The sequence below is a fragment of the Syntrophomonas wolfei subsp. methylbutyratica genome, assembly GCF_001570625.1.
In the GTDB taxonomy this organism is placed as follows: Bacteria; Bacillota; Syntrophomonadia; order Syntrophomonadales; family Syntrophomonadaceae; genus Syntrophomonas; species Syntrophomonas methylbutyratica.
Genome location: NZ_BBQT01000002.1, coordinates 267,488 through 279,135, shown reverse-complemented (window position 1 = coordinate 279,135; position 11,648 = coordinate 267,488). Strand labels below are relative to the sequence as shown.

Below are 11,648 nucleotides of genomic sequence, written 5' to 3'. Positions count from 1 at the left end.
TTGAGGAATACCGAAAGCGAGCGAAGATCGAACCCAAGAATGCAGAACTAAAAAGATTCCACGGATTGGACCGGGCCAAAGGCTACGGTCTACGAAGTATCCGCATTCAGGCCAAACTAACAGCCCTGTCGGTAAATTTAAAGCGGATAGCCAAGCTGGTATCCGCCTTAAATGGTTTACATGTTCTCATTTTGAAGTTATTATCTCCGTTAGTGGTTAACCGACCAGATTGTGACTGGGTTGCCGCCCAGGCGGCTTAAAAAGGATACTTTTTCAGTGGTTTCGGACCGTCCCCTTGACACCTTACGGGTAAAACACCTGCAGCAAGTATAGTCCCTGGGGTGGGGCCGTTGGTCCGGCCCGGGTTCTATCCTGAGAGGCAATTATCTCTCTCAAGTGTTGGGGAGGATACTTGCCCCTTCCTACTTCCAAAAGGGTGCCGGTAATTATTCTTACCATATTGTATAGAAAACCATCTGCTTCTATACGTAAAAGCAGGTAAGGTCCCTTTTCACTTAAACAGCAACGAAATATCTCCCTTTCAAAGGTTCGCGCCGAGGAACCGCTGGCACAAAAGGACCTGAAGTTCTGCCTTCCCTTGAGTATCCCGGCCGCCTCCTGCATAGCTTCCAGCTTAAGCGGTTCAGTACTGCAGAGAGCATAATGACGATAAAAAGTAGCCTTTTTCTTCTGGCGATAGATGAGATAGCCATAGCACTTTTTAAGCGCATCAAAACGGGGATTGAACTCGGCTCTTGTCTCCTGACTTTCCAAGACCTGAATATCCTCCGGCAGCTGGCTGTTTAAAGCATAAGCCCACCTATCACCGGGAATAGTGGAGCAACTATCGAAAGCTACTACCTGACCCCAAGCATGAACTCCCGCATCGGTTCGTCCTGCGCAAACTAAAGTGGCCTGTTCCCCGCTCAGCCGGTAAATAGCTTTTTCCAATTCCGCCTGTACCGTATTGGCATTTTTTTGCAGCTGGAACCCGTGATAATTGCGGCCGTCATATTCCAACAACAGTTTAATCCTGGTCATTGCTTTTCTCCCTATTTTTCAGCCTGAGTTGACATGGGGACGGGGTTGTTGACACACTCGCCGGCGAGTGTGTCAACAACCCCGTCCCCATGTCATAGTTACCAGCAGACACATCCCCAGGCTTAAAATTATATAAACATAATCAAATGCTTTCATTCTCAATTCATTAAGCTGGGTTCTTCCCTCGGCCCCACAGTAGCCTCTCGATTCCATAGCAGTTGCTATCATCTCCGCACGGTAAATGGAGAGCCGGAAAACCGGAATAATAACTGCCCCCAGTCTTCTTATTCTCCCCAGCAGCTTTCCCTGGCGGAAATCAGCACCCCTCCCCAGCTGGGCCTTCCGGATGCGCTCCGCTTCCTCCAGGAGCAAGGGGATAAAACGCAAGCTGATATTCATTACCATTACCAATTCATGCACCGGTAACCCCCATTTCCCTAACGGTCTAAACATTCTTTCCAAAGCAGCGGTGAAAGCCATGGGAGTAGTAGTCAGGCTAAGCAAATTGGCCAGAATAAGTAGAGTAAGCAAACGCAAGCCCAATGACCCCGCAGCCTGCAATCCTTCCACCGTGATTTTAATGAAATAAAATTCAATGAGTTCCTGGCCGGGAGTCATAAGCATCTGAATTAAAAGGGCCAAAGCGAGGATAAATAAAAACGGTTTCAAAGCCAGGTAATGGATGCGCATGCTTATCTTGCTGGTCAGAATAATAATCATTACCAGGAATAGTATGAAGAGCTGCTCTTCCGGAAAAGCGCTTAAAAAAACAGCCAGGCTAAGCAGCGCGGTTCCGATGATTTTGCTGCGTGGATCCAGCTCATGAATTAGAGACTTTTCCGGTATATACTGACCCAGAATCAGGCTTGTATTCATTTTTCCTCGCTCCTGGCTTTAATTATTTTATCCTTTGACAGCACTGTAAAAAAACCTATTTTGTTGCATAAATATACAAAGCGGGCGTCGAAGACCGCCCTTACAACGCCTTGCAGTCGCTATTAAGGTTGTTGCGCCTGATTTGGAACGACACAGGGGTCGTTCCCTACATAACATACGCTGCGAATCAATAATGTTTTTTTACTATTTGCGGGAGCGGCGAATGAAGTCTACCACTGCCCAAGCCGTTTCTTCGGGGCTGCGAGGAGAAGAAGCAAACTCCCATCCTTTTTGCATTAAGCGATATACCAACTCCTGGGAGGCAGTTAGTTCCCACCCCTGCTGCATCAGGAAATCCAAGTATTCCAACCAGGAAGAAGATGCGGCATCCAGGATGAGCCGTCCTTTATCCAGAAGTATTATCCTGGGGCAAGAGGCCAGCAACTGCTGGTAATGGTGTGATACCATGACAATGCTGATACCCTTTTCCCGGTTTAGATAGTTCAGGCGCTGCAGCAAGGCCTGCCATCCTTCATAATCCAGTCCGGCAGCAGGCTCATCCAGAAGAAGGATTTGCGGTTGCATGGCCAAAATTGCCGCAATGGCCAGGCGGCGCTTCTCGCCGCTGCTCAGGCTATGACAATGGCGTAAGCTGTATTTTTCAAAGCCCAGCCCCATGTGATTCATGGCTTCCCGCACCCGCTCATCTACTTCACTCCGGGAGAAACCCAGGTTGCGCGGGCCAAAAGCTATTTCATCATATACCTGGAGCTCGAAGATTTGCTCCTCCGGAAACTGGAATACCAGTCCCACTATCCGGCGCAGCCGATTGAGCGACTTCTTCTGACCCGGATTGATGGCTTCAGTATCCAAGCAGAGTTTACCTGCAAAAGGGAATAGTAAACCGCTTAAAACCTGCAAGAGGGTGGATTTTCCGGAACCGCTTCCGCCGGTAATACCTACGAAATCACCGTCATTTATGCTCAGGCTTACCCCGCTCAAAGCAGTTTTTTCAAAAGGCGTCCCTGACTGATAAGTAAAGGAGATGTTCTCTAGATAAAGTGACATATTTCTTCAACCAGCTTATCCATATCTAAAATATCTGTTCTTAGCAAAATCCCCTGGCGGTTGATTTCTGCAATAATATGGCTTATTTCCAGGGGCGCCAGGCCCAGGGCCAATAATGAAGCGTGCCCGGGGAATAGTTCTTCGGGAGTAGAGATAGTTTTTACTTTTCCCTCTTCCAACACCACCACCCGGTCTGCTTCTCTCGCTTCCTCCAGGTCATGGGTAATCATAATCACTGCTACTCCCTCATTTTTATGCAGGCTGCGTATACTCTCCATTATTTCCCGCTTTCCCCGGGGGTCAATCATGGACAATGCCTCATCCAAGACCAGGTAGCGCGGCTTCATAGCCATCACTCCGGCAATGGCTATTTTTTGTTTCTGGCCTCCGGACAAGAAAGCGGGAGCTGAATCTTTATAGGATTCCATAGAGACCAGTCGCAGTGAATCATTTACTCTACGGCGAATCTCAGCAGGGTTTAGACCTAGATTTTCCGGACCGAAAGCCACATCCTCCTCCACCTGGTTGGAAATCAACTGGTTCTCCGGGTTGGAGAAGAGCAAACCCACTTTTTGCCGGATAAGCTGAAGCTGGTTAGCATCAGCGGTATTCCAGCCATCTACTTCCACTTTTCCCTGACTGGGAAGCAAAAGCCCGTTTAACAAACGGGCCAGAGTTGATTTGCCGGAGCCATTTCTCCCTAATATCACCAGGAATTCATTCTCTCGAATATCCAGGCTTATGTTTTTTAAAGCCGGAAGCTCTTCTCCCGGATAGAAATAGGTCAAATCCCTAAGACTTATCATGCTTACTCCTCATGGCCGAGGACTTCAACCACCGCTCACCGATGAAAGGTGAGTTTATTCTACCAGTTCAATCAAAACCATAGGTGCACCATCACCCTTGCGATAACCCGTTTTTATCAGCCGGGTATAGCCACCATTCCGTTCCTCATAACGAGCAGCAATATCGCTGAAAAGTTTCTGTATGACCTCATCGCTCATAATATAGGCAGCAGCCTGCCTGCGGGCATGTAAATCTCCTCTTTTGCCCAGGGTAATCATTTTTTCCGTCAGCCTTTTTATTTCCTTGGCCCTGGTTTCAGTAGTGCTGATTTTTCCTTCTTTCAGCAGAGAGGTCACCGAGTTTCTTAGCACCGACCTTCTATGATCACTCCTGAGCCCTAACCTGCGATAACTCACGGGGGCCCCTCCTTTCTAATCTTCTGACTTCCTAAACGACAGGTTTAATTCCTTAAGCTTTCTTTCAATTTCCTCCAGTGATTTTTGGCCCAGATTTCTTATCTTGCTCATTTCCTCACGGTTTTTGGCAATCAAATCTCCCACCGTATTAATACTGGCTCTCTTCAGACCGTTGGATGCTCTTACGGAAAGCTCCAGTTCCTCTATGGACATCTCCAGGATCTTGTCTTTCTTTTCCTCTTCCTTCTCCACCAGGATTTCTACCTCGGCATAGGTATCATCTATTTCCGTGAAAAGTTTTAAGTATTCAATTAAAATTTGAGCAGAAAGGCTGATAGCTTCCTCCGGGCTTATACTGCCATTGGTCCATACTTCCAGGTTCAGGCGATCATAGTCCGTCCTTTTCCCCACCCGGGCGTTCTCTACCGTATAATTGACCCGGCTCACTGGTGTAAATATGGAATCTATGGGAATCAAGCCCACAATATCATCGTTTTTCTGCGGTTGCTGGTCAGAACTTACATAACCCCGACCCCGCTCCACCGTCATTTCGATTTCCACTTTTCCGTCTTCATCCAAACTGGCCAGATGCAAATCCGGATTCAATATCTCTACTTCAGCATCAGGCGTAATATCGGAAGCCTTTACTTCCTTTGGTCCCTGCTGCTCCAAACGGATAATTTTACGCTCGCTGCCGGTATAACTTAAGACCAGTTTTTTGATGTTAAGAATAATCTCGGTAGTATCTTCCAATACACCGGGTATGGTGGAAAACTCATGAAGTACTCCATCGATTTTTATAGATGTAACTGCAGCTCCCGGTAAAGAAGAAAGCAGGACCCGGCGCAGTGAATTCCCTAGAGTAGTACCATATCCTCTTTCCAGGGGTTCGATAACAAATCTTCCATAATTGCTGCTAGAATTCTTTTCCACACATTCTATACGTGGTTTTTCCATCTCCAGCATTTATATATCCCCTCCTTTTTTTGGGCGGCACCAGGCCAGTTTAAGCTGATACCTGGCCATCCAACCAGCCTCGACCTTTTGATTAAAACCTGAGTACTGGCTTAGAGGTGTTTTATCTGGAATAAAGTTCGACAATAAGCTGCTCATTTACCAGTGTATCAATCTGTTCTCTCCTCGGATAGGCCAGAACTGTACCGGTCATTTTCTCCGCATCTACACTCAGCCACTCGGGCGGGGTCTTATAGGCAGCCTGTTCCTTCATTTCTTGGAATTTGTTTGATTCTCTGCTGGATTCCCGAACTTCTATAATGTCCCCAACCCTAACCAACATTGAAGGAATGTTGGCTTTGTGTCCGTTAATAAAAAAGTGACCATGATTAACCAGTTGCCGGGCCTCTTTCCGGGAGGAGGCAAAACCCAATCGGTAGACTACATTATCCAGACGTCTTTCTAAAAGCACCAGCAAATTATCTCCGGTTATCCCCTGTTTGCGATCAGCTTTCCGAAAATAGTTGCGGAACTGCTTTTCTTGAATCCCGTATATCCTGCGGGTTTTTTGCTTTTCGCGTAATTGAATCCCATATTCACTGGGCTTTTGCCGGCGTCCCTGCCCGTGAGCGCCTGGCGGGTAAGCTCTTCTGCTAACCGAGCATTTTTCCGAATAGCAGCGGTCGCCTTTGAGAAACAGCTTTTCCCCTTCCCGGCGGCACTGGCGGCAGACTGAATCAGTATATCTTCCCACTTAAACTATTACCTCCTTAAACTCTTCTTCTCTTGGGCGGTCTACATCCGTTATGAGGAATAGGAGTAACATCTTTAATAACACTTACCTCCAGGCCGGCGGCTTGCAGTGAACGAATAGCCGCTTCACGCCCTGCTCCAGGTCCCTTGACATAGCACTCTACCTCTTTCAGGCCATGTTCCATAGCTGCCTTGGCCGCATTCTCCGCTGCCTGCTGGGCCGCAAAAGGCGTACTTTTTCTCGATCCCTTGAAACCAATGGTTCCAGCACTGGACCAGGATATGGCATTACCATGCCGGTCGGTAATTGAAATAATGGTATTGTTAAAAGTGGATTTTATATGTGCTATACCATGTTCGATATTCTTTTTTTCCCGTCTCTTGACTCTCGTAGTAGTCCTGCGTGCCACTGATTCTTCCCCCTTTGTGCTTTATTTTTTCTTCCCGCCGGCGGTACGCTTGGGTCCCTTGCGGGTACGGGCATTGGTCTTGGTATTCTGTCCTCTTACCGGTAAACCGCGACGGTGACGGATTCCCCGGTAGCAACCCAAATCCATCAGCCTTTTGATATCCATATTTACCTGCCGGCGCAGGTCCCCTTCAACATGGTATTCCTTTTCGATAATTTCTCTTAGTCTGGATACTTCTTCCTCGGTTAAATCTTTTACTCTGGTATCGGGATTTATACCTGCTTCTGCCAGTATTTTCCGGGAAGAAGACCTTCCTATCCCGAATATATAGGTAAGGGATACTTCTATTCTCTTATCCCGGGGTAAATCTACACCTGCTATTCTTGCCAAATTCGCTCACCTCCCTGTTTATTAACCCTGAACTTGTTTATGCTTGGGGTTTTCACAGATAACCATGACTTTTCCCTTGCGCTTGATAATCTTACATTTCTCACAGATAGGCTTTACTGACGGTTTTACCTTCAAAACAATTACCTCCTCTTAGCCCATGCCAAGTTTCTTATTTGAAACGATAAATGATTCTTCCCCGCTTTAAATCATAAGGCGACAATTCTACCATCACCCGGTCTCCGGGTAATATCCGAATGAAATTCATGCGCATCTTTCCAGATATGTGGGCGAGGACCTTGTGGCCATTATCCAGTTCGACTTTAAACATGGTATTGGGTAACGGTTCCACCACCGTCCCCTCAACTTCAATGACATCTTCTTTAGCCATCAACCAGACCTCCTTCCCCTCTGTCCTGTATTCGCTTCAAGTTTTTTCTAATTATATGGTTCTCCGGAACTTCGCCTCTCGCCAGGTAGCTTTCCACTTCTTCCGCCTTGATCCTGGTCCATTGCAGGTGTTTAATATTTTTGAGCTTGGGGTTTTCAATTTTGCGTTGTTCTCCATCAGCTACTAATACAAATCGCTCGTTTACCAGCTTTACTACTACAAACATCCTGCCTTTATCACGCCCTGATTTGGAATAAACCACTTTCCCTAAATCATCATAAATGACCGATCACCCCCGTTACCTTAAGGTAAGGATCTCCGGTTCCCCGGCAGTAATGGCAATGCTATGCTCAAAGTGCGCCGACCAGCCCCCGTCACGGGTTACCACCGTCCACTCATCGGACCTGGTATATACCTGGCAACTACCCATATTAAGCATTGGTTCAATAGCAATAGTCATTCCTTCCTTTAAGACCGGTCCTCGATCACGTTTTCCATAATTGGGTACAGGAGGTTGTTCATGCATATCCCGACCTATACCATGCCCGACAAAATCCCTCACCACCGAAAAGCAGTTTTTCTCGGCATGTTCTTGAATTGCCCGGGATACCGCACCTAATCGTCTGCCTGCCCGGGCCTGTTCTATGCCCTTCATAAGAGATTCTTCGGTAGTGGAAATCAATTTCCTTACCCTGGGATCAACCTGGCCCACTGGAACTGTAATGGCCGCATCGCCGGCAAATCCGTCCAGTATAACAGCAAAATCAATGCTTATGATATCCCCTTCTTTAAGAAGCCGGGAGCCGGGGATACCATGAACAACCTCCTCGTTAAGTGAAGTGCAGATAACAGCAGGAAACGCTCTTCCTCCTCTGGAGTGAGGATAGTTTTTGAATACTGGTATGGCGCTATTTTTCCTGCATTCTTCTTCCGCCAGGGCATTTAGTGCCCCGGTAGTAATACCTGGTTGAACTTTATTTTCCAGCATTTTTAACACTCGAGCAACCAGCTTCCCGGCTTTCCTCATCTTTGCTATCTCATCCCGAGTTTTTAAGCAAATCATTTACAGGCTCTCCAGCTTCTCTTGAATATCGGCGAAAACCTGATTGCTGCCACGGCTTCCTTCAATATTGAAGAGCACTCCCTGGGCTTCATAATACTGCAGCAGGGGGCGAGTTTGCTGGCTATAGACTTCCAGGCGTTTGGCCACGGTTTCTCCCCGGTCGTCATTGCGCTGAACCAGCTCACTCCCGCAACTATCACACTTTCCTTGCTCGCGCGGGGGATTAAAATTAAGATTATATACCCGTTTGCATTCCTGACAGCTGATTCTGCCTGATAGCCGCTCAATCAGGAGTTCCGTGGGCACATCAATATTAACGGCCAGATCTATTTTTTTGCCCAGTTCTGTCAGGGACTGATCCAGAGCCTGGGCCTGAGCCGTGGTGCGGGGAAATCCATCCAGTAGAAAACCCTGCTCGCAGTCAGCCTGAGTTATTCTTTCTTTAACTATAGCGGTAGTAATCTCATCCGGCACCAGTTGCCCGCTGCTCATGTATTTCTGAGCCTCCTGGCCCAGTTCGCTCCCCTGGTTTACCGCATCCCGGAAAATATCCCCGGTGGAAATATGGGGGATGGGAAAGCGAGCTTTTATTAATTCTGCCTGGGTACCTTTACCGGCGCCGGGAGGACCCATCAGTATGATATTCATCTCTTCATCTCCTATTTTACAAAACCCTCGTAACTGCGGAGCAGTAAGTGGGACTCAATCTGCTTCATGGTATCCAGAGCCACGCCAACCACAATCAACAAGGCCGTACCGCCAAACCAGAGACTGGTAATTCCGGTCAAGCCAATTATAAAGTTGGGCAAAATAGCAATCAATGCCAGAAATACTCCCCCCGCCAGGGTCAAGCGGGATAAAACCCGGTCAATATACTCGGCAGTAGGGCGTCCCGGCCTTATACCAGGGATGAATCCACCATACTTTTTAATATTATCGGCCACATCCATGGGATTAAAGATGATGGCAACATAAAAATAGGTAAAAAAGACAATCAAAGCGGCATAGACCATATTGTACGCAACACTGCTAAAACTAAAGTATTCTTGCAGAAAACGATTCAATCCCGAAGCCGGATCCATCCAGGAACCTATGGTAGCCGGAAACATCATCAAAGACATAGCAAAAATAATGGGGATAACTCCGCCGGCATTTACCCTAAGGGGTAAAAAGGTACTCTGTCCTCCATAGACTTTGCGTCCTACCACCCGTTTGGCATATTGAACCGGTAGTCTTCTCTGTCCTTCGTTTACCGCAATAATAGAAGCAATTATCGCTAATGCTAGAACGATAAAGAGAAGTATATTAAAATAACCGATTATTCCTCCGGCCAATTCCTGTCCCACTCCGGCTATTTGTCCGGGTAAGCGGGATACAATTCCGGCAAAAATAATTAACGAAATTCCGTTTCCTATTCCCTTTTCGGTAATCGTCTCCCCTATCCACATTAAAAGAGCGGTACCGGCGGTCAGGGAAATGGCAATTATAATGTAGGAAAGAAAACCTGTGTGCATCAAGGCTCCGCTTCTACCCAGGGCTATGGACATCCCCATAGCCTGGATAAACCCCAGGACAACGGTTCCATAGCGGGTATACTGTACTATCACTTTTCTGCCTTCTTCGCCTTCTTTTTGCAGTTCCTCCAGTCTGGGCACAACTACAGTTAGAAGCTGCATGATTATGGTGGCATTGATATAAGGGGTGATACTCATAGCAAAAATACTAAAGCGTTTAAAAGCACCACCGGATATTATGTCAAAAAAACCAAACAGCTGGCCGCTTAACAGTTTTTCCATGGCCCCGGGATTGACCCCGGGGACAGCTATGTGAGCCCCCAGGCGGAAAACCAGCAGCATAAACAAAGTAAACAGGAGTTTCTTTCTTAAGTCTCCCACTTTAAAGGCCTGTTGAAACGAATCGAGCATTATATCACCTCTACTTTTCCACCTTTGGCCGTGATCTTTTCTTCCGCTTGCTGGCTGATTTTGTGAGCTTTAACTTGCAATCTCTTTTCCAATACTCCATTCCCGAGTATTTTCACTCCATCTTTGATAGCCTTTACCAGCCCGGCTTCCTGTAGAGTATCCGGGTTAACTTCACTGCCATCGGGGAAAATATTCAAATCCTCTACATTGACAATAGCATATACCTTCTTGAAAATATTGTTGAAACCGCGTTTGGGCAGGCGTCTTTGTAGAGGCATTTGTCCGCCTTCAAAACCGGGGCGCACTCCACCACCGGAACGGGATTTTTGTCCTTTATGGCCCCTAGTGGAAGTTTTGCCGTGGCCGGACCCAGTTCCCCGACCTACTCTTTTCGTGCGCTTATTCGCACCGGCTGGAGCTTTAAGTTCTTCCAGTCTCACAATTGAACCTCCTTGTATCAACTAATCAATTTCTTCCACCGTAAGCAGGTGTTGTACTTTATTAATCTGACCCCGAATCTGCGGGCAATCCTCTTTAATAAGACTCTGTTGCAACTTCTTGAATCCTAGACTCTTAATCGTTGCTCTCTGGGTTTCAGGGCAGCCGATGAAACTCTTAGTCCAGGTCAACTTCAAGTGCTTGGCCAAGTCGTATCCCTCCTAGTTCATGATCTCATCTATGGTCTTACCCCTCTGCCTGGCAACATCTTCAACCCTTTTAAGGCTTCTTAAACCTTCCATGGTAGCATGTACTATATTGGTAGCGTTATCTGAACCCAGTGATTTGGTAAGTATATCCTTAATCCCGGCAGCTTCCAAAACAGCTCTTACCGGTCCGCCGGCAATAACCCCGGTACCCTCTGAAGCTGGTTTCAACAAAACCTGCCCCGCACCGAAAATTCCTAAGATTTCGTGGGGAATGGTTCTGCCATCTATCAAGGGAACGGAAAGCATATTCTTCTTGGCATTTTCTATGGCTTTACGAATGGCTTCGGGAACTTCCGTGGCTTTACCTTTACCGGTTCCCACCTTGCCTTCACCATCGCCCACTACTACCAGGGCGCTGAAACTAAACCTGCGTCCACCTTTAACCACCTTGGCTACCCTTCTAATAGTTACAACTTTTTCTATCATTTCCGGGGCAGCTTGTTCTTTATCAATCATCATTTCCCTCCTTACTTACGGAAATAATCGCTAAAATACAAGTCCCTTATCCCTGGCAGCATTGGCCAGGGCCGCTACACTACCATGATATTTATAACCGTTGCGGTCAAAAACCACTTCTGTAATGCCTTTTTCCCTGGCTCTTTCCGCAATGTTGGCCCCCACTTCCTGGGCTGCAGCAACATTGCTTTTGGATTCGAGTCCTTTAAGGCCTTCTTCCAGGGTGGAAGCTGCCGCCAAAGTTACTCCTTTTTCATCGTCAATTATCTGCGCATATATATGGTGCAGGCTCTTGAATATACATAAACGCGGTCTCTCGCCGGTACCCGCTACTTTCCTGCGCACTCTTTTATGCTTACCCTGCCGAAGTGTCTTTTTGTCGGGCTTCTTAATCAACGAAAACACTCCTTTCCTG

At 47.1% G+C, this 11,648-nt stretch carries 20 protein-coding genes; 1 reads left to right on the top strand and 19 read right to left on the bottom strand.

Translation table 11 applies throughout. From position 1 onward, the window contains the following. Positions 1 to 260 (top strand): transposase (locus AWB54_RS03135; protein WP_174520052.1); only part of this gene is annotated, 260 nt, incomplete at its 5' end. A 43-nt stretch (positions 261 to 303) separates the two neighbouring features. Here the strand turns inward: AWB54_RS03135 and truA are convergent. The 19 genes from truA to rplR form a co-directional block, all read right to left on the bottom strand. Beyond that, positions 304 to 1,041, bottom strand: coding sequence for a tRNA pseudouridine(38-40) synthase TruA (gene truA, locus AWB54_RS03130; RefSeq protein ID WP_061213158.1), 738 nt, complete (start codon positions 1,039 to 1,041; stop codon positions 304 to 306). A 72-nt stretch (positions 1,042 to 1,113) separates the two neighbouring features. Further along, on the bottom strand, positions 1,114 to 1,917 hold the full coding sequence (locus AWB54_RS03125; protein ID WP_061213157.1) for an energy-coupling factor transporter transmembrane component T family protein: 804 nt from the start codon (positions 1,915 to 1,917) through the stop codon (positions 1,114 to 1,116). Positions 1,918 to 2,121: 204 nt separating this feature from the next. Next, positions 2,122 to 2,985 carry an energy-coupling factor transporter ATPase gene (locus AWB54_RS03120; protein WP_061213156.1) on the bottom strand — a complete coding sequence of 288 codons (864 nt, stop codon included), beginning with the start codon at positions 2,983 to 2,985 and terminating at the stop codon, positions 2,122 to 2,124. After that, on the bottom strand, positions 2,970 to 3,791 hold the full coding sequence (locus AWB54_RS03115; RefSeq protein ID WP_061213155.1) for an energy-coupling factor transporter ATPase: 822 nt from the start codon (positions 3,789 to 3,791) through the stop codon (positions 2,970 to 2,972). The genes AWB54_RS03120 and AWB54_RS03115 overlap by 16 nt, the downstream gene beginning before the upstream one ends. Before the next feature lie 54 nt (positions 3,792 to 3,845). Beyond that, positions 3,846 to 4,187: a 50S ribosomal protein L17 gene (gene rplQ / locus AWB54_RS03110; RefSeq protein WP_061213154.1), complete on the bottom strand. Its 342-nt coding sequence runs from the start codon at positions 4,185 to 4,187 to the stop codon at positions 3,846 to 3,848. Positions 4,188 to 4,202: 15 nt separating this feature from the next. Further along, positions 4,203 to 5,153, bottom strand: a complete 951-nt coding sequence (locus tag AWB54_RS03105; RefSeq protein ID WP_061213153.1) for a DNA-directed RNA polymerase subunit alpha — start codon at positions 5,151 to 5,153, stop codon at positions 4,203 to 4,205. 112 nt (positions 5,154 to 5,265) lie between these two features. Next, complete coding sequence (gene rpsD, locus AWB54_RS03100) at positions 5,266 to 5,895, bottom strand: 30S ribosomal protein S4 (RefSeq protein WP_061213152.1); 630 nt, start codon at positions 5,893 to 5,895, stop codon at positions 5,266 to 5,268. A gap of 16 nt (positions 5,896 to 5,911) precedes the next feature. Further along, positions 5,912 to 6,304 (bottom strand): 30S ribosomal protein S11, encoded by a 393-nt coding sequence (rpsK, locus tag AWB54_RS03095; protein ID WP_011641681.1) that lies wholly within the window; start codon positions 6,302 to 6,304, stop codon positions 5,912 to 5,914. A gap of 21 nt (positions 6,305 to 6,325) precedes the next feature. After that, the gene (gene rpsM / locus AWB54_RS03090; protein WP_061213151.1) at positions 6,326 to 6,694 is read right to left on the bottom strand and encodes a 30S ribosomal protein S13; all 369 of its coding nucleotides are present in this window, start codon (positions 6,692 to 6,694) and stop codon (positions 6,326 to 6,328) included. Positions 6,695 to 6,715: 21 nt separating this feature from the next. Further along, positions 6,716 to 6,829 (bottom strand): 50S ribosomal protein L36, encoded by a 114-nt coding sequence (gene rpmJ / locus AWB54_RS03085; protein WP_011641683.1) that lies wholly within the window; start codon positions 6,827 to 6,829, stop codon positions 6,716 to 6,718. Positions 6,830 to 6,863: 34 nt separating this feature from the next. Continuing rightward, complete coding sequence (gene infA, locus AWB54_RS03080) at positions 6,864 to 7,082, bottom strand: translation initiation factor IF-1 (protein WP_061213150.1); 219 nt, start codon at positions 7,080 to 7,082, stop codon at positions 6,864 to 6,866. Continuing rightward, on the bottom strand, positions 7,075 to 7,308 hold the full coding sequence (locus AWB54_RS03075; RefSeq protein WP_082735986.1) for a KOW domain-containing RNA-binding protein: 234 nt from the start codon (positions 7,306 to 7,308) through the stop codon (positions 7,075 to 7,077). Before AWB54_RS03075 ends, infA begins: the two co-directional genes overlap by 8 nt. A gap of 72 nt (positions 7,309 to 7,380) precedes the next feature. Beyond that, positions 7,381 to 8,145 (bottom strand): type I methionyl aminopeptidase, encoded by a 765-nt coding sequence (map, locus tag AWB54_RS03070; protein ID WP_061213148.1) that lies wholly within the window; start codon positions 8,143 to 8,145, stop codon positions 7,381 to 7,383. Beyond that, positions 8,146 to 8,793 (bottom strand): adenylate kinase, encoded by a 648-nt coding sequence (locus AWB54_RS03065; protein ID WP_061213147.1) that lies wholly within the window; start codon positions 8,791 to 8,793, stop codon positions 8,146 to 8,148. It abuts the gene before it with no gap. An 11-nt stretch (positions 8,794 to 8,804) separates the two neighbouring features. Then, positions 8,805 to 10,070: a preprotein translocase subunit SecY gene (secY, locus tag AWB54_RS03060; RefSeq protein ID WP_061213146.1), complete on the bottom strand. Its 1,266-nt coding sequence runs from the start codon at positions 10,068 to 10,070 to the stop codon at positions 8,805 to 8,807. Next, a complete protein-coding gene (gene rplO / locus AWB54_RS03055) occupies positions 10,070 to 10,510 on the bottom strand; it encodes a 50S ribosomal protein L15 (RefSeq protein WP_061213145.1) in 441 nt (146 codons plus the stop codon). The genes secY and rplO overlap by 1 nt, the downstream gene beginning before the upstream one ends. Positions 10,511 to 10,531: 21 nt before the next feature. Then, entirely contained in the window at positions 10,532 to 10,717 is a 186-nt protein-coding gene (gene rpmD, locus AWB54_RS03050) for a 50S ribosomal protein L30 (RefSeq protein ID WP_061213144.1), read from the bottom strand. A 12-nt stretch (positions 10,718 to 10,729) separates the two neighbouring features. Beyond that, positions 10,730 to 11,233, bottom strand: a complete 504-nt coding sequence (rpsE, locus tag AWB54_RS03045; RefSeq protein WP_011641691.1) for a 30S ribosomal protein S5 — start codon at positions 11,231 to 11,233, stop codon at positions 10,730 to 10,732. Positions 11,234 to 11,263: 30 nt separating this feature from the next. After that, positions 11,264 to 11,629 (bottom strand): 50S ribosomal protein L18, encoded by a 366-nt coding sequence (gene rplR / locus AWB54_RS03040; RefSeq protein ID WP_061213143.1) that lies wholly within the window; start codon positions 11,627 to 11,629, stop codon positions 11,264 to 11,266. Between the last annotated feature and the right edge of the window lie 19 nt (positions 11,630 to 11,648).

What these genes read in the sequence shown, in the direction of transcription:
- truA (WP_061213158.1), bottom strand. Translation starts at nt 1,041, where the DNA reads ATGACCAGGATTAAACTGTTGTTGGAATATGACGGCCGCAATTATCAC.
- AWB54_RS03125 (WP_061213157.1), bottom strand. Translation starts at nt 1,917, where the DNA reads ATGAATACAAGCCTGATTCTGGGTCAGTATATACCGGAAAAGTCTCTA.
- AWB54_RS03120 (WP_061213156.1), bottom strand. Translation starts at nt 2,985, where the DNA reads ATGTCACTTTATCTAGAGAACATCTCCTTTACTTATCAGTCAGGGACG.
- AWB54_RS03115 (WP_061213155.1), bottom strand. Translation starts at nt 3,791, where the DNA reads ATGATAAGTCTTAGGGATTTGACCTATTTCTATCCGGGAGAAGAGCTT.
- AWB54_RS03105 (WP_061213153.1), bottom strand. Translation starts at nt 5,153, where the DNA reads ATGCTGGAGATGGAAAAACCACGTATAGAATGTGTGGAAAAGAATTCT.
- infA (WP_061213150.1), bottom strand. Translation starts at nt 7,082, where the DNA reads ATGGCTAAAGAAGATGTCATTGAAGTTGAGGGGACGGTGGTGGAACCG.
- AWB54_RS03075 (WP_082735986.1), bottom strand. Translation starts at nt 7,308, where the DNA reads ATGTTTGTAGTAGTAAAGCTGGTAAACGAGCGATTTGTATTAGTAGCT.
- map (WP_061213148.1), bottom strand. Translation starts at nt 8,145, where the DNA reads ATGATTTGCTTAAAAACTCGGGATGAGATAGCAAAGATGAGGAAAGCC.
- AWB54_RS03065 (WP_061213147.1), bottom strand. Translation starts at nt 8,793, where the DNA reads ATGAATATCATACTGATGGGTCCTCCCGGCGCCGGTAAAGGTACCCAG.
- secY (WP_061213146.1), bottom strand. Translation starts at nt 10,070, where the DNA reads ATGCTCGATTCGTTTCAACAGGCCTTTAAAGTGGGAGACTTAAGAAAG.
- rpsE (WP_011641691.1), bottom strand. Translation starts at nt 11,233, where the DNA reads ATGATTGATAAAGAACAAGCTGCCCCGGAAATGATAGAAAAAGTTGTA.